Source organism: Paractinoplanes ferrugineus (genome assembly GCF_016862195.1).
GTDB classification, from domain to species: domain Bacteria; phylum Actinomycetota; class Actinomycetes; order Mycobacteriales; family Micromonosporaceae; genus Actinoplanes; species Actinoplanes ferrugineus.
Window position 1 is genome coordinate 136575 of sequence record NZ_BOMM01000050.1, and the last position, 20356, is coordinate 156930.

A 20356-nucleotide genomic window follows, 5' to 3' on the forward strand; every position below is an offset into this window, starting at 1 on the left:
GGGTGCGGAAATGAACATCATCGGCTATCTCGATCGGCTCAGCTACCGCCCCGGCGCGAGCGTGCACGGCCGGTTCAGCACCACCGCGACCAGCTTCGAGGCCCAGGTGGTCCGGCTGTTCAACGGCGACGCCCACCCGCTCGGCCCGGGCCTCGACATCCGGCCGGTGCGCTCGGCGCTGGACGGACAACGCTTCGCCGGCCGGGAGCGGCCGCTGCCCACCGGTTCCTACGTGCGCACCGCCGAGGGCCCGGTGCCGGCCGGCGCCGGGCGGGTGGAGCTGACCGCGGCGATCCAGCCCACGCTGGTCGCCGCCGGGCATCCGCAGACGGTCGTGTCGCTGACCCGGGCCGGCGTGGTGGTGGCCGAGGTCGTGCTCGACGACCACGGGCGCGGCGGCCTGCGCACGCCGCGCGGATTCACCCCGGCCGGCGAACTGGTGACCGGCCGCTGGTATCGGCTCACCCTGGGCGTCTCGCCGGCGGCCGGCCGGGTGGATCTGGCACTGCGTTCGGCGTACGGCGAAAGCCTGGTTCTCGAGGTCGAAATGAACGGAGCGGAACCGGACGCACTCGCCGTCACCTTCGCCGCGACCGTGGCGGCCGGCACGGCACGGGACCACTTCAACGGCCGGATCGACCGCCCGGTCCTGACCGCCGCCGGCGCCACCCTCGCGGAGTGGGATTTCGGTCCGTCCGACCGGCTGCGGCAGATCGCCAACCGGGTCGGCCCGGACTTCGCCGGAGTCGCCGTGAATTTCCCGCTGCGCGCCTGCCTCGGTATCGCGGGCGCAGCCGGCGACGTCGATCCGCGCCTCGCGCCGCAGGCCTACCAGGCCATCCATTTCCACGACGACGACCTCGACGACGCCGGCTGGCCGGACGACCTCGTGCTGCCACTGCCCGCGGACCTGCCCAGCGGCGTCTACGGCATCCGGGTGACCGCCGACGACGGCACCGAGGACACCGTGCCGTTCGTGCTCACCCCGGGCGACCGGCCCCGGCAGAAGGCGCTGGTCGTGCTGCCGACGTTCAGTTACCTGGCCTACAGCTGCGAGCACGTGATGGCCGACCCGGGAGCGCGTGATTATCTGCGGGACGTCGGGGTGGCCGAGCCACCCGAGTTCGGCGGCAACCCGCACGACGCCTACCTCGTCGGCAGCGGGTTGCGCAGTCTCTACGACGTGCACACCGACCTGACCGGGGTCTGCTTCACCAGCACCCAGAAGCCGCTGCCCAACGTCCGGCCCGGACACCGATGGGCGGCGGTGGCCGGGGGCGAGACCTCGGCCCATCAGTTCAGCGCCGACCTCCACCTGATCGCGTGGCTGCAGGCCGAGGGCTTCGCGGTCGACGTGATCACCGACGAGGAGGTGCACCACGAGGGACTCGCCGCGTTGGCGCCCTACCGGGTCGTGCTGACCGGCAGCCACCCGGAATACCCGACGACGGCGATGGCCGCCGCGTACGAGAGCTACCTCGACGGCGGCGGCCGGCTGATGTACCTGGGCGGCAACGGTTTCTACTGGGTCACCTCGGTCGACCCGGAGCGCGGGCACACCATCGAGATCCGCCGGACCGCCGGGATCCGGGCCTGGCAGCCGGAGCCGGGCGAGTGGCACCACGCCACCACCGGCGAGCTGGGCGGCCTCTGGCGGCTACGCGGGAAGGCACCGCAGAAGCTGGTCGGCGTGGGCATGGCGGCGCAGGGCTTCGACGCCAACCGGCCGTACGACGTGGTCGCCGACCCGGCCGACCCGCGGGTGGCGTTCGCCTTCGACGGCATCACCGGCCCGCGGATCGGGGACTTCCCGTCGATGGTCAACGGCCACGGCGCGGCCGGCGTGGAGATCGACCGGGCCGACCGGGCGCTGGGCACCCCGGCGGACACGATCGTGCTGGCCACGGCGAGCGGGTTCTCCCGGGCGTACGGGCTCGACCCGGTCGAGGTGCAGCTGCCGGACGGCCACTACGACGGCACGACCAGCGACAAGGTCCGGTGCGACCTGGTGCTGCTGCCCAAGCCCCGCGGCGGCGCGGTGTTCTCCACCGGCAGCATCGCCTGGTGCGGGTCGTTGCTGGTGGACGGCGGCGACAACGACGTCGCCCGGCTCACCGGCAACGTTCTCCGCGCGTTCCTCGACGTCGACGATCTGCCGTTCAGGCGCACCGCCGGGTAGCGGAATGCTGCTCCACCTCGCGCGAGATGTACTCGGCGGTCGCCCGGACCGTGGGCAGCAGCCGGGGAACGATGAGTTGACTGGTCGGCATGGTGATCGACACGCAGGCGTAGACGACGTCGTAGGCATCGGTGATCGGGACTGCCAGCGAGCTGTAACCGGCCAGCATCTCCTCGATCTCGACGGCGTAGCCGTGCTTGCGGACGTCGTCCAACTGCACGCGTAGTGCCTCGACGGTGGGCACGCTACGGGTCGTCGGCCGCATCAGGTCGCGCCGGGCCAGATCGCCGAGCACCTCCCCGGCATCGGGCCGGGTGGCGAGGAACAGCTTGCCCGAGGCGGCACAGCTCGCCGGGAGCCGGCCACCGACCTCGGAGTGGGTCAGCACGTTGGCGGTGCCGGCGATCTTCTCCAGGAACAGCACGTGGGCGCCGTCCGGGACGATCAGGTGCACGGTGGCGCGGGTGGCGGCGTACAGGTCGACCAGGGCCGGGCGGGAGACGCGCCGCAGGATCGCCGCCACCGGGACCCGCTGACCGAGCTCGAAGACGCGCATCCCGAGTTGGTAACCGTTGCCGGCCCGTTCGAGCAGCCCCCACTGGACCAGCTCCTGGGCCAGGCGGTACGCGGACGCCTTGGGCACCCCGGAACGCCGGCTCAGCTCGGTCAGCCGCAGCCGGCCCGCGCCCGCGCCGAACGCCGCGAGCAGCAGCTGGGCCTTGCCGAGAACCGACTTGGGCAGCCCCTCCTCGTCGATCTCGGCGCCGGGTGGAATCTGGAACGCAAGCTCGGACAAGACGGTTCCCTCCCGCCGCAGCGGATCTTGAACATTACGATAACCACTGGTGACGGGCCTGGGACCCCTGCCCGTTCGGTCCGTTCAGCTGACCTGATCCGGTGACCGGACCGGGCCGTTTGCCGCCGGTCTCGCCCGGCGGCGAGGCTCAGGGCCCGACACCGTGAGGAGTGCCATGCTCAAGGACAGGTTCCGGCCGGACGCGGACTACCGCATGTTCATCGGCGGTGAGTGGGTGGCCGCGCCCGACTCCTTCGAGGCCGTCGACCCGAGCCTGGGCAGCGCCTGGGCGGCGATCGGCAACGGTACGGCCGGCCAGGCCGACGCGGCGGTCGACGCGGCCCGCCGGGCGCTGCCGTCGTGGCAGCGGTCGACGCCGGCCACCCGGCAGGCGCTGCTCGCCGCGATCGCCGACCGGATCGAGGCCAACGCCGAGCTCTTCGCCCGGCTCCTGCCGACCGAGAACGGGCGGCCGGTCCGCGAGGTCGCGATCGCCGACCTGCCGGCCAGCGCCGCCATCTACCGCTACTACGCCGGGCTGACCCGCGCCCACCGCGGCGACCAGATCCCGGTGGAGGACCCGCACAGTCTCGTCTACACCGTGCGGGAGCCGCTCGGCGTGATCGCCGCGATCCTGCCCTGGAACTCGCCGCTGATCACCACCGCCAACAAACTCGCTCCGGCGCTCGCCTGCGGCAACACCGTGGTGCTCAAGCCCAGCGAGTTCGCCTCGGCAAGCGTGCTGGAGTTCGTCGCGCTGATCGCCGATCTACTGCCGCCGGGCGTGGTCAATGTCGTCACCGGTTTCGGGCCGGGCGTCGGGGCGGCGCTGGTGGGTCACCCCGACGTCGCCAAGGTGACGCTGACCGGCGGCGGCCCGACCGCCCGCGCGGTGATGGCCACCGCGGCCGGCGCGCTCACCCCGACGATCATGGAGTTGGGCGGCAAGGGCGCGATGATCGTGGCCAAGGACGCCGACCTCGACCGGGCGGTGGCCGACGCCGCGCTCGGCATCTACCTGGCCAACGGCGAGGCCTGCATCGCGTCGTCCCGGCTGTTGCTGCACTCGTCGATCGCCGAGGAGTTCCTCGGCCGGTTCGCGGCGCTGGCGAGCACGATCACGGTCGGCGACGCCCTGGACCCGGCCACCCAGGTCGGCCCGCTGGTCTCCCGCCCGCACTTCGACCGGGTCAACGGCCACCTGCAACGAGCCCGGGAGCAGGGCGTACGCGTGCTGGCCGGCGACGAGGAACTCGTGCTCGACCCGGTCAACCGGAACGGGTTCTTCCTGCGGCCCACCCTGCTGCACGACCCGTCCGGCACCGCCGACGTGGTGACCAGCGAGGTCTTCGGACCGGTCACGGTGGCCGAGTCGTTCACCGATTACGACGAGGTCGTCGAGCGGGCCAACGGCACCAGGTACGGCCTGGCCGCCGGGGTGTGGACCACCGATCTGGCCCGGGCCCACCGGATCGCCGGCGACCTGCGGGCCGGGATCGTGTGGGTGAACAAGTGGTTCGACCTGCCCGCCGGCGCGCCGATGGGCGGCGTCAAGGACAGCGGCTTCGGCCGGGAGCTGTCCTGGGAGACGATGCTCGAGTACAGCGCGCCCAAGACCGTCAACATCGACCTGGGCGCGCCGCGTTTCCCCCTGTGGGGCTGACGAAGAACGGCCCCGGTCACCGTTGACCGGGGCCGTTGCTCATCCGCGGCTCACTTCACGGTCACCGGCAGGGTCTGCAGGGTGTAGCCGAGGGTGCCGGGGTCCTGGTAGCTCCCGATGTTGCTCTTGTCCCAGTACTTCGCGGTGACGATGTAGTTCTTGCCGGTCGTACCCTTCTTGGCGTCGTCCATCGCCTTGAGCACGGTCATGCCGGTCGCGTACGCGTCGGGGTCCCACGTTCCGGTGAGCCGGCCCTGCTTGATCGCCTCGATCGCGTCGGAGTCGCCGTTCGCGCCCTGGATGATCACGCCGGGCGTGGTGCCGTCCGAGATCTTGAGGCCCGCCTGCTGGGCCGAGGTGGAGGCGCCCAGCGCGGTCGCGTCGTTGTACGCCCAGACCGCGTCGACGTCCTTGTACTTGCTGAACAGGTCGGCGGTCAGCGCCGCCGCGGCCGCCGAGGTGTCCTTGGTGTTGTCGCTCTGGTTGAGCACCTTGAGCCCGGCGGCGGTGGCCGCGTCGCTGAAGCACTTGACGTTCTGCTGGATCGACGGCACCGGCGGGCCACCGAGGACGATCACGTTGCCACCCGGCCGGATCTTGGCGATCTGCAGGGCGGCCTGCTTGAACGGCGCGTCGGCACTGTCGCAGAGGTTGAACGCCCACCACACCGTCGAGGAGACGTTCTGACCCGTGGAGTTGACCCCGATGACCGGGATGTCGGCGCTCTTGGCCTGGGCGTACGCGCCCTCCATGGCCCCCGAGTCGAGCGCCCACAGGCCGATCGCGGCGACCTTCTGCTGGATCATGGTCTGCACGTTGGAGACCTGGGCGTCGGCGGAGAGGTTGGCGTCGACGACGTTGACGCTCCAGCCGAGTTCCTTGGCCGCCGCGTTCAGGCCGTTGGTGAGCAGTTGCTGGCTGGGCTGCGAGGCGACCGGGGTGGAGTAGGAGACCTTGAGACCGCCGCCGGGGCTGCCGTCGGCCGCGGCCTTGTCGCCCCCGCCGCAGGCCGCCGTGGCGACCAGGGTGCCGGCACCGAGAACGGAGAGCAACGCTAGTTTTCGCCGAGAAATGGACATTTTGAACCTCCGGAGGGTGTGCGGGAGTCACCCGCGGCGCATCGAGCGCCGCCGGCGGGAAGGCGGGTCAGGCGCGGAGAAGGGCCGCGGCGGTCCGCTCGGCCAGGGCCATGACGGTGATCATCGGGTTGACACCGGGCGCGGTCGGCAGCGCGGACGCGTCCCCGATCCAGACCCCGGCCGTGTCGTGCAGCCGTCCCCAGCCGTCGGCCACCGAGGTGGCCGGATCGGCGCCGAGCCGGCAGGAGCTCATCTGATGGGCGGAGAACGCGGTGTAGTCGTCGGCGGGCGCGGCGGCCAGGCCGTCCAGGTAGGCGTCGAAGTCCTCGCCGCGCCGCCAGCGCCGATCGCTCCAGTGGAAGGTGAAGATCTCGGTGGCGCCGGCCTCGCGGTGCATCCGGGCCAGCTCGGTGTGCGCGCGGATCGCGATCTGGTGATCGACCGCGTCGTCGAGGTCCCACCGGACCGCCGCGCGGCCGTCCGCGTCGAGGTGGACCTGTCCGGTGCCGTGGTCGTGCGAGACACCGTGCCAGGTCGCGTAGTAGGGCAGTTTCCGCAGCTGGTCGCGGGTGGTGCGGCCGTCGACGAAGGGCGACTGCCCGGCCCAGGTGCCGGGGTTGAGGGCCAGGCTCTCGACCAGGAACCCGCCGCCGTCGACGACCCGCGTCAGGTCGAAGCTGACGGCCGACTGGATCTGGCCGTGCCAGGCCTGCACCGGCTCCTCGTAGACACCGGTGACGATCCACGCCGGGTGCAGCGTGAGGTTCTTGCCGACGGCGGGACCGCCGATCCCGGAACGCAGCAGCACGGCCGGCGACTCGATGCCGCCGGCCGCGAGCACGACGTCGGCCGCGGTGACGGTCAGCGCGCACGGGCCGTCCGGTGTGCTGACGGTCGCCTCGACCCCGGTGGCCCGGCCGTTCGCGGTGGTGACCCGGTCGACGTGCGCGCCGGTGACGATCCGCGCACCGCCGGCGGCCGCGTCGCGCAGGTAGGTGTGCAGCGTCGAGAGCTTGCTGCCCTGCTGGCAGCCGGCGTTGCAGTAGCCGCACAGCGACGAGTCGTCGTCCCGGGCGGCGTTGCGGGGCAGCCGCTCGTGCCGGTACCCGAGCGAGGCGAGACCGGTGATCATCGCCCGGGTGTTGGCGTTGTAGGTGGTCGCGTCGGTGTTCACGCCGATGCGGTCCCACACCATGTCGGTGTACTTGTCGAAGTCCGGCCCGTCCAGGCCGTCGAGCCCGGCGTCCGTCCACAACTCGCGGATGTGCCGCGGCGTGCGCAGGCACACCATCGAGTTGATCACGGTGCCGCCGCCGAGGGTGGCCCCGGCCAGCAGGCCCATCTGCCCGGACGACGACCACATCGAGCCCCCGCGCAGGAACATCCGCGCGCCGAGCGCGTCGATCTGCCGGAAGTCGGCCTCGTTGCGGTACTGCGCCGCCTCGAGGATCAGCACCGACCGACCGGCCTGGGCGGCTCGGGCCGCCACGATCGCGCCGCCCGCACCGGAGCCGATCACCACGACGTCGGCGGTGAGCCGCGCCGCGCCGGCCGGCAGGGTCTCGATCGGCAGCGTCTTCGGCCGGGCCGGCGGCGGGGTGGCCGGGCCGGGGTAGCCGAGCGCGGGCCAGGTCGGGTTGGCGCCGTGCTCGTCGACCGCGCCGACGAACGTCGCCAGGGTCATCGCCTTGAGCTGGCGCACGGCCAGGCGCAGCCGCATCGACTCGCCGGCCACCGCCCGCAGCGTGGCGGTGCGCTCGGCGAGGTTCGCCGCGGCGAAACCGGCGCCGAGTCGCGTCACCAGCTCGGCGACCGCACCGCGGGTCAGCGCGTCCAGTCCGGCGACCGCGCCGGCCACCGTCTCGTCGATGCCGCGCGCCGTCGCCCCGTCCCGGTAGTACGCGGCGGTGGCCTCGTCCACCCCGTCCGGCGGGGCCAGCGAGGGTGCGAACGTGTCGCAGACGGCCCGGATGACGTCACGCACGGCTCTGCGCCTTCTTTCCGCGGTTGATGGTGAGCCAGCCCCGATGGCGGGCGACCCCGAGGGTCACGGCGACGATCAGCACCGTGCCGTTGACGGTGCCCCGCCAGAAGGTCGAGACGTCACTGAGCGTGAGCCCATTCTGGATCACGCCGAGGAACAGCACACCGAGAACCGTGCCGCCGACCCCGCCGTCACCACCGGTGTAGGCGGTCCCGCCGATCAGCACCGCCGCCACCACCGTGAGCAGCAGCGTCGAGTCGACGCCGGGGCTGGCGCCGGTGAGCCGGCCGACCTGGATCAGGCTGGCGACCGCGGCGGCCAGACCGGCGATGACGAAGACGCTGAGGGTGGTGCGGGCGACGTTGATGCCGTTCAGGCGGGCCGCCTCCCGGTTCGAGCCGAGCGCGTACACCCCGCGGCCGAACGTGGTGTAGCGCAGCACCAGGGCCGCCGCCACGACCAGGACCACATCGAAAATCATCAGGTACGGGATGCCGCCGACGTCGCCGTTGGTGATCCGGTAGATCGGTGCGAAGCCGGGCCGGGAGAACACGTTGAGCGTCTTGCCCTGACTCATGACCAGCGCCGCGCTCTCGAAGACCGACAGGGTGCCGAGCGTGACGACCAGGAACGACACCTTGACGTACGCGATCAGCACGCCGTTGAGCACCCCGAGCAGCAGGCCGACCAGCAGAGCCCCGGCCACGGCCACGAGCGCGTTCTGCCCGTGCTGCAGCAGGAGTCCGTAGGCCATGCCGGTGACCGCGGCCGCCGAGGCGGTGGACAGGTCGAGCCCGCCCGAGATGATCACGAAGGTGGCGCCGACGGCGAGCACCAGCACGACGCTGTTGCTGGCGACGACGTTGGTGATGTTGCCCCAGGTGAGGAAGATCGGCTGGGTCGCGCCGAGGTAGGCGCCGAGCAGCAGCAGACCGGCAAGCACCCCGGTGCTGCTGCCGGAGAGCCGCCAGAGGGCGGCCAGCCGGCTCAGCGCGTTCGTCGAGTCCCCGCCCGGCACCGGGCCGGAGATCGGCGCCTCCGGACGGGTCGTGGTGTCCTGGCTCATGCGGCCTCTCCGGAGTCGTCGGTGTGGATGTGGCCGCTGACCGCGATCGCGTTCAGGACCTGTTCCGTGAGCTGCTCCCCGCTGCACTCGCCGCGCACCGCGCCGCGGAAGCAGACGAGCACCCGGTCGGCCAGCCCGATCAACTCGGGCAGCTCGGAACTGATGATCACGACGGCCGCGCCGCCCGCGGTCAGTTTCTGCAGCAGCCCGTAGATCTGGCTCTTGGAGCCCACGTCCACGCCCCGGGTCGGCTCGCTGAGCACATAGACCGGGCAGCCGAGCGCGAAGATCCGGCCGAGCACCGCCTTCTGCTGGTTTCCCCCGGACAGCTGGGTGATCAGCTTGTTCGGCGAGGAGGTCTTGACGCCGTACTCGGCGATCGCCTCGCGGACCCGGCGCCGCTCGGTGCGGCCGGGCACCACGCCGAACCGGGACAGCGTGCGCAGCCAGCTCAGTGTCATGTTGTGCGCCACGCTGCGGGTGGGCAGCAGAGCCGCCCGCTTACGGTCGTCGGGCACCAGCCCGATGCCCGCGGTCAGGGCCCGGCGCGGGTCGCCGAGGACCACCCGAGTCCCGTTGACGCGGACCTCGCCGGTGGCCGGGATGGCGCCGCCCAGCGCCATGCCGAGGTGGGCCTTGCCCGAGCCGACCAGACCGGCCACCCCGACGATCTCGCCCCCGCGGACCTGGAAGGACGTCGGTGCGAGGGCGCCGTCGTCCGAGGCCAGATCGCGTACGTCGAGCACGACCGGCCCCGGCGTGACCTGGCGGCCGCCGTAGTAGTCGTTGAGCTCGCGGCCGACCATCATGTGCACCAGCCGCGGCTCCGGCGTCTCCGGAAGCGGCACGACACCGACCATCCGGCCGTCGCGCAGCACCGCCGCCGTGGTGGCCGTGGCATACAGCTCCGGCATCCGATGCGAGATCATCAGCACCGCGACACCACGCCGGCCCTGCTCGCGCACCAGCTCCAGCAGGCGCTCGGTGGCGGTCTCCGACAACGAGCTGGTGGCCTCGTCGAGGATGAGCAGCCGGGCCTTCGAGGAGACGGCGCGGGCGATCTCGACCTCCTGCTGCAGCTCCACCGACAGGTCGCCGACCTTGACGCGGGGATCGACGTGGACGCCGAGCGCCGCCAGCTCGGTACGGGCCCGGGACCGTACCGCCGGCCAGTCGACCAGGCCGCCGCGCCGCGGCAGCCGGCCCATGAAGACGTTCTCCGCCACCGTCAGGTGCGGGGCGAGGGTCAGCTCCTGGCTGATCATCACGATGCCCAGCCGCAGCGCGGTCGCGGGATTGGCAACCACCGTCGGTTCGCCGTCGATCAGCAGGACACCGTCGTCCGGCTGCTCGGCGCCGCCGATGATCTTCGAAAGGGTGGACTTCCCGGAGCCGTTCTCGCCCGTCAGCGCCACGATCTCACCGGCGCGGACGGACAGGCTGACGTCGTCGAGGGCGAGAACGCCCGGATATCGCTTGGTGATCCCGCGAACCTCGACCAGAGGCGCCGCACCATTGTTCATCCGCGTAACCCCCTCGGACCTGACCGGATTGGCGCTCACCCTGACACCGGCCGGTTACCGCGCTAAGTCCGCTGTTCCGCTGAACGGACTCGCCCCCGACCTCGGTCTTTCGCCCGGGACCGGTCCGGTGAGCGGACCACCGGATGCGGCTCGACGGGGTGCGGGCGGGTGAATGGAGCCACGTCACATCCGTGCACCCCGGAAGGACTCCGATGACGCCAGTGCCGACCCGCGGTTACGCGGACACCCCGTACGGCCAGATGCATTACGCCGAGCTCGGCGCCGGCCCGGCCGTTCTGCTGCTGCATCAGACCCCGCGCTCGTACGACGAGTTCCGCGAGGTTCAGCCGCTGCTCGCGGCCGGCCGCCGGGTGATCGCCATGGACATGTACGGCTTCGGGCTCAGCGCGCCGCTGCCGAGGCCGCAGACCGTCGAGGCCATGGCCGCCGGGGCGTACGCGCTGCTCGACGCGCTCGGGGTCGACCAGGCGGTGGTGCTCGGGCACCACACCGGCGGCGCGGTCGCGATCGAGATGGCCGCCGCCGTCCCCGCCCGGGTACCCGCGCTGATCCTCTCCTCGCCGCCGTGGACCGGGCCGGAGTTCCGCGAGTCGCACGCGAACGGCCCCGGCGTCGACGAGGCCGAGACCGCCGCGGACGGCCGCCACCTGACCACGTTGTGGGAGCTGCGCCGGCCGTACTACCCGGCCGGGCGGCCCGACCTGCTCGACCGGTTCATCCGCGACGCCCTCGCCCCCGGCGTCGATCCGGCCGAAGGGCATCTCGCCTGCGCCCGCTATGTCATGGAGGAGCGGATCGGCAGGATCGAGGCGCCCACCCTGATCATCGGGGCGTCGGCGGACCCGTTCGCCCGGCCCGACGTCGAGCGCGTCCAGGCCGGGCTCACCGGCGCCGCGCGGGTGGAGGTCGCGATCGTCGAGGGCGGCACCATCCCGCTCATGGAGCAGAAGGCAACTGAGGTCGCCGCTCTGGTGACCGCGTTCCTGGAGGGCACAACCGCATGATCACCTTTGCGTCGGCGACGATCCGCGCCGTCTGCGACACCCTGCTCCCCCGGGTGTCCGCCGCGGCCGGCGACTCGCCCGAGACCGCCACCCTGCTCGGGCTCAGCGCCTCGGACGCCGGCATCGACCAGATCGTGGCGGCCGTGCTGCCCGCGCTGGCCCCGCACGTCCAGGCGGCTGTTGCCGCGACCTTCGCCGCGCTCGGCCCGGACTTCGCCGGCGCCGGCCCGGACGAGCGCACCACCGCCTGGCGGGCGGCGCTGACCGCACCGGAGACCTATCCCGGCGCGATCATTCTGCAGAGCACCGTCCTGGCGATGTTCTACACCGTGCCGGACGCCGAGGCCACCAACCCGACCTGGCCGGCCATCGGCTTCCCCGGCCCGCTGCTGCCGCCCCCGTCCGAGAGCGAGTTCCCGAAGACGTTGCGCACGGTCGGGGTCGGCGACGATCTCACCGCCGACGCCGTGGTGATCGGTTCCGGGGCCGGTGGTGGCGTGGCCGCGGCCCGGCTCAGTGCCGCCGGCCTGCGCGTCCTCGTGCTGGAGAAGGGCTCGTACCGCAACGAGCCCGATCTCCCCCAGCTCGAGGCGCTGTCGTTCCCCAACCTCTACCTCGGCGGCGGCTTCCTGTGGTCGACGACCGCCTCGGTCGGTCTGCTGGCCGGCTCGACCGTCGGCGGCGGCACCACGGTCAACTCGATGGCCTGCCTGCCCACCCCCGGCTACGTGCTCGACGAGTGGCGCGCGCGCGGCATGGCCGGCCTGGACGAGTTCGGCGACCACCTGGGCGACGTGCTGCGGCGGATCAACGCGACCCCGGCCAACACCGTGCACAACCGCGTCAACCAGGTGCTGATCCGCGGCTTCGAGGTGGCCGGGCTGGCCTGGCAGACCCTGGCCCGCAACGCCCGCGACGACGACGCCCGGTACTGCGGCGAGTGCAACGCCGGCTGCCTGACCGGCTGCAAGCAGTCGACGATGAAGACCTTCCTGCAGGACGCCAGCGACTCCGGCGCCCGCCTGCTGCCCGACTGCGACGTCCGGGAGATCCTCTCCGCGGACGGCCGGGCGACCGGGGTCCGCGCGACCGTCGGCGGCGCCGACGTGGTGATCCGGGCCCCGATCGTGGTGCTGGCGGCCGGTGCCCTGGCCAGCCCGGCGCTGCTGCTCGCCTCGGGCCTCGGCGGGCCGGCGGCCGGGCGCAATCTGCACGTGCACCCGTCGTACTTCATGAGCGGGGTCTTCGAGGAGGACGTGAACGGCTGGGCCGGGCAGATCCTCACCAGCGTCAGCCATGAATTCGACCGGGTGGCCGGCGAGCACGGCTTCGTGATCGAGGCGGCGCCGATGGGCCTCGGCTTCTGGACCGCGCTGACCCCATGGCACGACGGCGCCTCGCACAAGCGCGAACAGCTACGGCTGCGCCACGTCTCGGGGGTGTGGGGCTTCGCCCGCGATCACGGGTCGGGCCGGGTCGAGCTGGGCCCGGACGGGATGCCGCTGATCCATTGGGACCTCGACGACGAGGTCGACCTGGCGGTCGTGCGGCGCTGCCACGTCGAACTGGCCAAGCTGTTGCGCGCGGCGGGCGCCTCGGAGATCTTCACGTTCCTGCCCGGCGACCCGCGCTGGCACGCGGGCGAGGACTTCGATGCGTTCCTGGACGTGCTGGCCGAGCTGGACGGGGCCGACGTGCTGACGCTGTCGGCGCATCAGTCCGGCACCTGCGCCACCGGCACGGTGGTCGACGGCCGTGGCCGGCTGCTCGACGTCCGCGGGGTGTACGTGGCCGACGCGTCCGCGCTGCCCACCGCCCCGGGCGTCAACCCGATGGTCTCGATCGAGGCGTACGCCGCCAAGACGGCCGGGCACATCGTCGAGGACTTCAGATCTCCTGGGCGCTGAGCAGCTTGGTCATCCGGCGGCCGACGAGGCTGAGCAGCCCGGCGTACCGGTCGGCGTTGGCCCGCGAGGTCGGGGCGGTCACCGACAGGGCCGCCACGGTGGCGCCGGTCGCCCCGGCGAGCGGGATGGCCACGCTCATGTAGCCGATCCGGGCCTGCTCGAACTCGGCCGCGTAGCCCAGCTCGCGGGCGCGTTGCAATTCCTGGGCGAGCAGGCCCGGCGCGACCGTCGTGCGCGGCGTGACCCGGGCCAGCGGCGCGGCCATGACCTCGTCGAGCAGGGCGCGCCGGCCGAAGGCGAGCAGGGCCTTGCCGGTGGCGGTGCAGTGCAGCGGCATCCGGCCGGCGACCCGTGACGGGCGGCTGATCTGGTTGCCGCCGCTGACCTTCTCCAGATAGAGCACCTCGAGACCGTCCACCACGGCCAGGTGGACGGTCTCGTTGGTGGACTGCACCAGGTCGATCATCAGCGGCCGGGCGAGATCGCGCAGGATCCGCTGGCGCGGCACCCGCTGCCCGATCTCGAACAACCGCATGCCGAGGCGGTACTCGCCGTTGCGGCGTTCCAGCAGACCCCAGTGGACCAGCTCCTGGCTCAGCCGGTGCACCGAGGCCTTGGCCAGCCCGGTCCGCCGGGCCAGCTCGGACAGGCTGAGCGTCTCGTCGTCGAGGCCGAAGACCTCGAGGATCAGCCGCACCTTGCCCAGGACGCTGTTGCTGTCCGGGGTGGGGTGCGGCTCGCGGGGATCGGCGGTGAACAGGCAACCGGGTTTCGCTATGGCCTCCATCACCCGAGGCTCGTCGGTGGCGGCGGAGTTATCAACGCGACGTTCCGGCCACCGGACCGGGTCCACCGATCAGAACTTCAGCACCGGCCGGCCGCGCACCTGGCCCCGGTCGAGCCGGTCGAGGGCGTCGGCCGCCGCCTCCGCCGGCACCGGCTCGACCGCCACCGAGAGCTCGCCGGAGGCGAGCCGCCCGATCAGGCCCGCGGCGAGCTCGCGCGCCCGCCGCTCGTGCCGGATCATGTTGACCGGCAGCAGCGCCACGTCGGCGAGCAGCCAGTTCGGCAGGTCGAGGGTGCTCCGGGTGCCGGCTACGTAGCCGATCACCACGGCCCGGCCACCGGCCCGCACCCACCGGGTACGCCCGATGAGATCCTCGCCGCCGAGCGTGTCGACGACGACGTCGAAGGGGCGTTGCGTGGCCCACTCGGCCGGGGCCTCGCCGAGCACCACGCCGGGGACGCCCGCGGGCAGTCCGGCCAGCCGCTCCGGGCTGCCGACCAGCCCGGTGACCTCGGCGCCGGCCAGCCGGGCGAGCTGGCAGACGGCCGCGCCGACGGCTCCGCTCGCGCCGGCCACGGCCAGCCTCTCGCCCGGCTGCAGTCTCGCCACGTCGCCGAGCACGACAGCCGCGGTGGTGGTAGGCACGAAGAACGTGGCGGCCACGTCGGCCGGCAGCGGCGGGTCGAGCACGGTCACCGCCTTGCGCGGCACGCTGACCCGTTCCTGCCAGGTGCCGCCGCGGATCAGGCCGAGGCCGCCACCTCGCAGCATGACCTGGGTGCCGGGGGCCAGATCGTCGGCCGCCAGGACCACCCCGCTGCCCTCGACGCCGCCGGTGTACGGCAGCGGCGGCCGCATTCCGAACTCCCCGGACGCCACCGTGAGGTCCAGGTGGGCCAGCGCAGCCGCCTGGACCTCCACGAGGACCTCACCGTCGCCGCGGACCGGCTCGTCGATCTCGTCGAGCACCGGCGGCTCGCCCCAGGCGTGTATCCGCACCGCGCGCATCAGCCGGCCACCTTCGCCAGGAAGTCCAGGCTCAGCGGGTTGTAGCGGGCCGCCTGCTCGTGCTGCGGCCAGTGCCCGGTCTCCTCGAAGAGCTCCAGCCGTGAGCCGGCGATGGCGGCGTGCATGGCCTGCGCCTCCGGCACGTCGCCGAACGGGTTCTTGCGACCCCAGACGATAAGCGTCGGCTGGGTGATCCGGCTCATCTGCTCGGCGGTGAGCAGATTGGGTACGCGGATCTCCATCTTCTGCAGCGACAGCAGGTTGTCGACGTTGGCCACGAAGTCGGGCTCGTGGTAGATCCGGTGCCGCACGTCGACCAGTTCCTCGGTGGCGTTCACCGGGTCGGCCATGAGCAACCGCAGGCGCTTCCGGGTCAGTTCCACGTCGTCGCCGGCCACCGCCTGGCGGGTGCTCGAGTCGATCCGGGCCATCACCTCGGGGTTGGCGACGGTGCCGCCGGCGCAGAGCAGTTGCAGGCTGGCCACCCGGTCGGGGTGGTCCACCGCGGCCCGGGCGCCGACCCAGCCGCCGAGCGACTCGCCGACGATGTGCGCCCTGTCGACGCCCGTCGCGTCGAGGTAGTCGAGCAGGTGCTTCACGTAGCCGGGGATCTCGTACGGGTGCGGCGGCTTGCCGGTGTAGCCGTGGCCGAGCATGTCGATGGCGTGCACCGCGTAGTGCGCGGCGTGCGGCACGATGTTCCGGCTGAACGCCTCCAGGTGGCCGCTGGTGCCGTGCAGGAACACCACCGGTTCGCCCGCGCCGGCACGCAGCGCCCGGGTCGGCACGCCACCGGCATCCACATAGGACACCGAGAACGGGATCGGCATCAGGTCGGTCCAGATGGACATGGCACTCCTACGGTTGGTTGATCCGGTGGACTTGGGTGTTGCTGCGCCCGGCCAGGCGCCGAGCGACAAGCACCAGCACGCCGGCTCCGGTGAGCCACAGAATGATCTTCATTTGTTCGGGTCTCCATCCCGGCGGGCCACGTCGGCCAGGAAGGCGGCGACGATGGCGTGGAACCGCTCCGGCTGCTCCTCCTGCAAGTGGTGCGACACGTGGTCCATCACGTGCAGGTTCCCGTGCCGGACCATCCGGGCGAGCATCATCGGGTAGTCGGGCGTCAGGAAAGCGTCCTCGCGGCCCCAGATGAACAGCGTCGGCGCCTGGATCCGGCCCAGTTCGGCGGTGAGGTCCTGCCACTCACCGCGCGGCGAGTCGGACATCGCGGCCAGCTCGCGCTCGCCCTCGTCGAGGCTCTGCCGGTAGCGCAGCTCCAGGGTTGCCGCCGGGAGCCGGTCGCCGTCGTACCACTCCAGCCGCGTGATCAGCTGCCGCATCTTCTCCCGGGTCGGGCCCTCGCCGCCGTAGTACGCGTCGCGCGCGTTGCGGCCACGCCGGCCGTTCTCCGGCAGCGGGGCGAGCGGGCCGTAGAAGACCGGCATGCTGCCGGTGACGACCAGCGACCGCACCCGCGACGGATAGTTCGCGGCCAGATCGAGCGCGATCGTGCCGCCCCACGAGTTGCAGACGAAGTCGGCCCGCTCGACGCCGAGCGAGTCCAGCAGGGCGATCGTGCGCGCCGCGTGGAAGTCCCACATCGGCCCGGTGATGCGCACCTTGTCCGAGCGGCCGTACTGCAGGATGTCCGGGATCAGCACCCGGCGCTGCTCGGCGAACAGACCGGCGACCGGGCCGAAGTCGCTCCAACCGGTGCAGCCGGGACCACCGCCGTGCAGGAACACGGTGTCCGGGCCCGATCCGAGGTCGAGGTAGTGATAACCCTCGGCGTACTTGCCCTCGGGTGCGTTGCTCATCGTTGCTCCTCACTGTTGGCGACCGCGACCCGGGCCAGCACCTCGCAGAGCCGGCGCATCTCGGTCACCTCGACGGTGTTCATCCCGAGGGCGAAATCGATCCCGGGCAGTGCGGCCTTGGGCATGCCGACCCGGGCGGTCGGGATGCCCCGGGCGCGCAGGATGTTGGCGTCGGTGGCGCCGCTGCCGTCGGTGACCGGGACGTGCGGCCGTCCGGACGCCGCCTCCCACGCCCGGATCGTCTCGGTGATCACCCAACTGCCCGGGTCGGTGGCCGTGGCGGGGATGTGGTTGACCAGCTCGCAGTCGATCTCCGCGTCGACCTCGGCGCCGATCCGGTCGAGCATTGCCGCGAGCTCGCGGCGCACCCCCAGCGGGTGCTGGCCGGGCGCGAGGCGGATGTCCAGGCGCAACCGGCAGGCGGCCGGGGTGACCGCGGGCATCCGCTCCCACCCGCCCGCGACGGCGCCGATGACACCCTGCGGCGCGGCGGTGGCGGTGCGGTGCCGGGCCGGGAAACCGGCGAGCCACCGCTCCAGGCGGGTGGTGACCTCGGCCGCGGTCACGATCGGATTCCGGTACGGGAGGCGGTGGCGGCTTCCCGCGTACGTGTGGATGCCGTGGACCGTCACCTCGAACCAGCAGAGCCCGACCTCCTCGTGGGCCACGAAGTCACCGGGCTTGGCGATGATCGCGTGGTCGGTGTAGAAGCCGCGTTCGAGCAGGAACGAGGCTCCGACACCGTGTCCGGTGTTGGCCCGGCCGGCGCCGATCGCATTCGTCGGCATCCCACCGGCGCCGAACGCCAGCACGAGATCGCCCGCGGGCCGCTCCCCGGTGGCAGCGACCGCTTCGGCGAACGCCTGCCCGGTGACCAGCACGCAGGCGGCGTGGCCCTTGGGGTTCCCGGCGCCCAGCCCCTGCACCAGATCCCCGTGCGCGACGCCCCGCGCCCGCATGTCCGGCCGCAGCGACGGCCCGATCCACGGCACGTCCTCGTCTTCGTCGCCGGTGGTCAGCGTGTCGATCGGCGCGTAGAGCATGAGGTCGCGCCCGGTCCGGCGGCTCGGCACCCGGCCGACCGCGTTGGCCTGGTCGGCATCGATCGCCTGGGCCGTGGCCGGGATGCCGCTCGACCGCATCTGCCCGGCCAGCCACCCGGCGAGCGGCGCTTCCTGACCGGTCGGGCTCGGGATCGAGGTGATCGCGACGGCGGCCGTGCGCAACCGATCGGGGGTGATCCGGCTGAGCACCTCGGCCAGCAGGTCGCTCACGGCTCGATCACCGCGACGCCCATTCCGGTGAGCCATTCCGGCATCGGGCTGTAGGCCAGGGCGCGGCCCGGCGCGAAGCCGAGCGCGGACGCCATCGTCATCCAGGTGCGCACCTCCTGACCGCCGTTGCCGGCCGCCGCCCCGATCCGCGCGCTGCTCCAGTCGGCGTAGTGCCGCAGCTCGCCGCGGCCGAGGCGGGCCAGGAACTCCTCGTCGAACTCCGGGAAGAGGGTGGGCCGGGCGCCGACGATGATCTCGCGGCGGCGCTTGTCGTACTTCTCCCAGGCGCCGCGGCCCTCGCGCCACGCCTCGACCAGGAATTCCTCGTCGTCACCGGCGGGGTCCTGCCATCGGCTGGGCCACGGCAGCTGGTGCGAGAGGCCGCCGGACGCGATGACCACGACACGCCGGTCGTCCTCGATCGCCCGGATCGCGCGGGCGATGCCGGCGCCCAGCTCGACGCAGCGGCTCATCAGCGGCAGCGGGGTGGCGAACACGTTGATGACCAGGGGCACGATCGGCACGTCGAGGTCGCGCAGCAGGTACTGCACGGCGTGCGACTGTCCGTGATCGATCTGCAGTTTGGCCGAGATGGCCACCTCGGTGCCGTGCTCGACCAGATCCTCGGCGAGGGCCTGGGCGAACGGCGGGTCGGTGCGCTGCGGCCCCTTGGGGGTGCCGCCGTCACCGGCCGCGACGACCTGGTCCACGCCGAGCGTGAAGGCCGGGATCAGGTCGAGCCAGAAGCCGCGGAAGTGGTTGGAGCCGACGATCACCGCGACGTCGGGCTGTACGGCGGCGATCGCTTCGCGGGCCTCGCCGAGCGCGTCCCGGAAACGCTCGGCCCGGTCCACGCCGGCCACCTGGTCCCAGTGGGTGTTCATGAGCGTCGAGTGGGAGGCGCCGACCCCGAGGACGATGCGGGCCATTATCGGGTTACCTCCGGCCGGCCCGAGTCGGGTGTCACACCCGACTCCTTGAGCCGCTCGGCACGTTGTTCGGTGACGTCCTCGGCGAGTTTGCGCCACTGCAGCAACGACTCGTCGGGCCGGTAGAGCCGTTCCGGCGGGGCGTCGGTGACCTCGACCATCCACTTGTCCTGACCGGAGAACTGGCCGTGGAACAGCCACCGGATCGCGCCCAGGTACTTGGCGTAGAACGGCAGTGTCGACACGCCCTCGGCGAAGTTGACCATCACGCCCACGTAGAGGTGGTGATCCGCGTCCACCGGCACGTAGAACTCGTAGTGGATGAACTTGGGGTAGGCGATACGCAGGACGCCGGGCATCGAGATCGAGGCGAACCCCGGGAAGTCCTGCGCCGCGATCACCTCGTCGACCTTGGCGGCGCCGCCGGTGTTGCCGATGTTGCGGTTGCCCGCCGCGGCCACCGGCGGATTGAACTTGTACCAGGCCCGCCCGGACCACTTGCCGAGGCCCGGGAAGTCGGCTTCCCAGTACTGGTTGTCCTGCACCCGGTAGATCCAGCGTCCGCGTCGGACGATCCGGGTGTCGTTGTAGACCGGCATGGCTTTGAACAGCCGCCACAACGCGGTGCGGTGCAGGTACTTCGCGTGGCCCTCGTCGTAGCCGTTCTCGGCGGCGAACCGCCAGTTGCCCTCCCGGGCCTGCCGGCGCACCCCCACCACGGCGGGGTTGCCGACCAGTTCCTCGGGGAGCTGGTCGTCGATCGGCGGGGCGTCCTCGCCGTCGCCGACGAACAACCAGACCAGGCCGAGCCGCTCGGCCGTCTCGAACGTGGGCTGGGTGACCTTGCCGCAGATCGGCGAGGCCGGCCCGTCGGTGATCGCGGCGGCCAGGTCGCCGGTCTTGAGGTCGAACGTCCAGCCGTGATAAACGCAGCTCACGGTGCCCGGGAACTGCTGGTTGCCGTAACTGAGCGGCACCCCGCGGTGCGGGCACCGGTCCTTGAGCGCATAGACGACGCCGCGGTCGCGCATCACCATGATCCGCTCGCCGAGCAGGGTCACCGCCGTCGGCTTGCCGGTGATCTGCGACGAGAACGCGACGGGATACCAGTAGCCGCGGAAGCCGGCGGCCGCCGCCTGGTAGTGCGGCCAGCTCGACCAGTCCTGACGTCCTGGCAGCCGCCCGCGCCGCGACCGGCGGCGAGCGGTGGGTTCTGCGACCATCGAGCACTCCTCCTCTCGCGGCCGGGGCCGCGGTAACGTCAGGCGAGCGAATCACCCGCCCGGCGCCGGTCCCAGCCGGCGGGTCCGCCCACC

At 72.3% G+C, this 20356-nt stretch carries 16 protein-coding genes; 4 read left to right on the forward strand and 12 right to left on the reverse strand.

Annotated elements, in window-relative coordinates:
• Window positions 1–10: 10 nt before the first annotated feature.
• On the forward strand, window positions 11–2179 hold the full coding sequence (locus Afe05nite_RS27850; protein WP_203820185.1) for a N,N-dimethylformamidase beta subunit family domain-containing protein: 2169 nt from the start codon (window positions 11–13) through the stop codon (window positions 2177–2179).
• Here the strand turns inward: Afe05nite_RS27850 and Afe05nite_RS27855 are convergent.
• Window positions 2160–2975 carry an IclR family transcriptional regulator gene (locus Afe05nite_RS27855; protein ID WP_203820186.1) on the reverse strand — a complete coding sequence of 272 codons (816 nt, stop codon included), beginning with the start codon at window positions 2973–2975 and terminating at the stop codon, window positions 2160–2162. The two genes, Afe05nite_RS27850 and Afe05nite_RS27855, sit on opposite strands and share 20 nt — an antisense overlap.
• Before the next feature lie 175 nt (window positions 2976–3150).
• On the opposite strand from Afe05nite_RS27855, the gene Afe05nite_RS27860 reads away from it, so the two are divergent.
• Window positions 3151–4638 carry an aldehyde dehydrogenase family protein gene (locus Afe05nite_RS27860; RefSeq protein ID WP_203820187.1) on the forward strand — a complete coding sequence of 496 codons (1488 nt, stop codon included), beginning with the start codon at window positions 3151–3153 and terminating at the stop codon, window positions 4636–4638.
• A gap of 50 nt (window positions 4639–4688) precedes the next feature.
• On the opposite strand, the gene Afe05nite_RS27865 is transcribed toward Afe05nite_RS27860, so the two are convergent.
• The 4 genes from Afe05nite_RS27865 to Afe05nite_RS27880 all read right to left on the reverse strand — a co-directional run bounded on the left by Afe05nite_RS27865 (window position 4689) and on the right by Afe05nite_RS27880 (window position 10290).
• Window positions 4689–5717 carry a sugar ABC transporter substrate-binding protein gene (locus Afe05nite_RS27865; RefSeq protein ID WP_203820188.1) on the reverse strand — a complete coding sequence of 343 codons (1029 nt, stop codon included), beginning with the start codon at window positions 5715–5717 and terminating at the stop codon, window positions 4689–4691.
• 67 nt (window positions 5718–5784) lie between these two features.
• A complete protein-coding gene (locus Afe05nite_RS27870; protein WP_203820189.1) occupies window positions 5785–7701 on the reverse strand; it encodes a GMC family oxidoreductase in 1917 nt (638 codons plus the stop codon).
• Window positions 7694–8767: an ABC transporter permease gene (locus tag Afe05nite_RS27875; RefSeq protein ID WP_203820190.1), complete on the reverse strand. Its 1074-nt coding sequence runs from the start codon at window positions 8765–8767 to the stop codon at window positions 7694–7696. Before Afe05nite_RS27875 ends, Afe05nite_RS27870 begins: the two co-directional genes overlap by 8 nt.
• Window positions 8764–10290, reverse strand: coding sequence for a sugar ABC transporter ATP-binding protein (locus Afe05nite_RS27880; RefSeq protein WP_203820191.1), 1527 nt, complete (start codon window positions 10288–10290; stop codon window positions 8764–8766). Before Afe05nite_RS27880 ends, Afe05nite_RS27875 begins: the two co-directional genes overlap by 4 nt.
• Before the next feature lie 212 nt (window positions 10291–10502).
• On the opposite strand from Afe05nite_RS27880, the gene Afe05nite_RS27885 reads away from it, so the two are divergent.
• Together Afe05nite_RS27885 and Afe05nite_RS27890 are read left to right on the forward strand one after the other, a co-directional pair.
• Window positions 10503–11315, forward strand: coding sequence for an alpha/beta fold hydrolase (locus Afe05nite_RS27885; protein WP_203820192.1), 813 nt, complete (start codon window positions 10503–10505; stop codon window positions 11313–11315).
• Window positions 11312–13222 carry a GMC family oxidoreductase N-terminal domain-containing protein gene (locus tag Afe05nite_RS27890; protein ID WP_203820193.1) on the forward strand — a complete coding sequence of 637 codons (1911 nt, stop codon included), beginning with the start codon at window positions 11312–11314 and terminating at the stop codon, window positions 13220–13222. The genes Afe05nite_RS27885 and Afe05nite_RS27890 overlap by 4 nt, the downstream gene beginning before the upstream one ends.
• Here Afe05nite_RS27890 and Afe05nite_RS27895 read toward each other — a convergent pair.
• The 7 genes from Afe05nite_RS27895 to Afe05nite_RS27925 all read right to left on the reverse strand — a co-directional run bounded on the left by Afe05nite_RS27895 (window position 13203) and on the right by Afe05nite_RS27925 (window position 20263).
• A complete protein-coding gene (locus Afe05nite_RS27895) occupies window positions 13203–14009 on the reverse strand; it encodes an IclR family transcriptional regulator (RefSeq protein WP_203820194.1) in 807 nt (268 codons plus the stop codon). The two genes, Afe05nite_RS27890 and Afe05nite_RS27895, sit on opposite strands and share 20 nt — an antisense overlap.
• A 69-nt stretch (window positions 14010–14078) precedes the next feature.
• A complete protein-coding gene (locus Afe05nite_RS27900; protein WP_203820195.1) occupies window positions 14079–15017 on the reverse strand; it encodes a quinone oxidoreductase family protein in 939 nt (312 codons plus the stop codon).
• On the reverse strand, window positions 15017–15868 hold the full coding sequence (locus tag Afe05nite_RS27905) for an alpha/beta fold hydrolase (protein WP_203820196.1): 852 nt from the start codon (window positions 15866–15868) through the stop codon (window positions 15017–15019). Before Afe05nite_RS27905 ends, Afe05nite_RS27900 begins: the two co-directional genes overlap by 1 nt.
• A gap of 108 nt (window positions 15869–15976) precedes the next feature.
• Complete coding sequence (locus Afe05nite_RS27910; RefSeq protein ID WP_203820197.1) at window positions 15977–16837, reverse strand: alpha/beta fold hydrolase; 861 nt, start codon at window positions 16835–16837, stop codon at window positions 15977–15979.
• Window positions 16834–18111, reverse strand: coding sequence for a M20 family metallopeptidase (locus Afe05nite_RS27915; protein WP_203820198.1), 1278 nt, complete (start codon window positions 18109–18111; stop codon window positions 16834–16836). Before Afe05nite_RS27915 ends, Afe05nite_RS27910 begins: the two co-directional genes overlap by 4 nt.
• Window positions 18108–19040 carry a DODA-type extradiol aromatic ring-opening family dioxygenase gene (locus Afe05nite_RS27920; RefSeq protein ID WP_203820199.1) on the reverse strand — a complete coding sequence of 311 codons (933 nt, stop codon included), beginning with the start codon at window positions 19038–19040 and terminating at the stop codon, window positions 18108–18110. The genes Afe05nite_RS27915 and Afe05nite_RS27920 overlap by 4 nt, the downstream gene beginning before the upstream one ends.
• Window positions 19040–20263 carry a Rieske 2Fe-2S domain-containing protein gene (locus Afe05nite_RS27925; protein ID WP_203820200.1) on the reverse strand — a complete coding sequence of 408 codons (1224 nt, stop codon included), beginning with the start codon at window positions 20261–20263 and terminating at the stop codon, window positions 19040–19042. Before Afe05nite_RS27925 ends, Afe05nite_RS27920 begins: the two co-directional genes overlap by 1 nt.
• Between the last annotated feature and the right edge of the window lie 93 nt (window positions 20264–20356).

Excerpts from the sequence above, each read along its gene's own strand:
- Afe05nite_RS27890 (WP_203820193.1), top strand. The coding sequence starts at position 11,312 with ATGATCACCTTTGCGTCGGCGACGATCCGCGCCGTCTGCGACACCCTG.
- Afe05nite_RS27875 (WP_203820190.1), bottom strand. The coding sequence starts at position 8,767 with ATGAGCCAGGACACCACGACCCGTCCGGAGGCGCCGATCTCCGGCCCG.
- Afe05nite_RS27895 (WP_203820194.1), bottom strand. The coding sequence starts at position 14,009 with ATGGAGGCCATAGCGAAACCCGGTTGCCTGTTCACCGCCGATCCCCGC.
- Afe05nite_RS27905 (WP_203820196.1), bottom strand. The coding sequence starts at position 15,868 with ATGTCCATCTGGACCGACCTGATGCCGATCCCGTTCTCGGTGTCCTAT.
- Afe05nite_RS27910 (WP_203820197.1), bottom strand. The coding sequence starts at position 16,837 with ATGAGCAACGCACCCGAGGGCAAGTACGCCGAGGGTTATCACTACCTC.
- Afe05nite_RS27865 (WP_203820188.1), bottom strand. The coding sequence starts at position 5,717 with ATGTCCATTTCTCGGCGAAAACTAGCGTTGCTCTCCGTTCTCGGTGCC.
- Afe05nite_RS27900 (WP_203820195.1), bottom strand. The coding sequence starts at position 15,017 with ATGCGCGCGGTGCGGATACACGCCTGGGGCGAGCCGCCGGTGCTCGAC.
- Afe05nite_RS27920 (WP_203820199.1), bottom strand. The coding sequence starts at position 19,040 with ATGGCCCGCATCGTCCTCGGGGTCGGCGCCTCCCACTCGACGCTCATG.
- Afe05nite_RS27880 (WP_203820191.1), bottom strand. The coding sequence starts at position 10,290 with ATGAACAATGGTGCGGCGCCTCTGGTCGAGGTTCGCGGGATCACCAAG.
- Afe05nite_RS27885 (WP_203820192.1), top strand. The coding sequence starts at position 10,503 with ATGACGCCAGTGCCGACCCGCGGTTACGCGGACACCCCGTACGGCCAG.
- Afe05nite_RS27850 (WP_203820185.1), top strand. The coding sequence starts at position 11 with ATGAACATCATCGGCTATCTCGATCGGCTCAGCTACCGCCCCGGCGCG.
- Afe05nite_RS27925 (WP_203820200.1), bottom strand. The coding sequence starts at position 20,263 with ATGGTCGCAGAACCCACCGCTCGCCGCCGGTCGCGGCGCGGGCGGCTG.
- Afe05nite_RS27860 (WP_203820187.1), top strand. The coding sequence starts at position 3,151 with ATGCTCAAGGACAGGTTCCGGCCGGACGCGGACTACCGCATGTTCATC.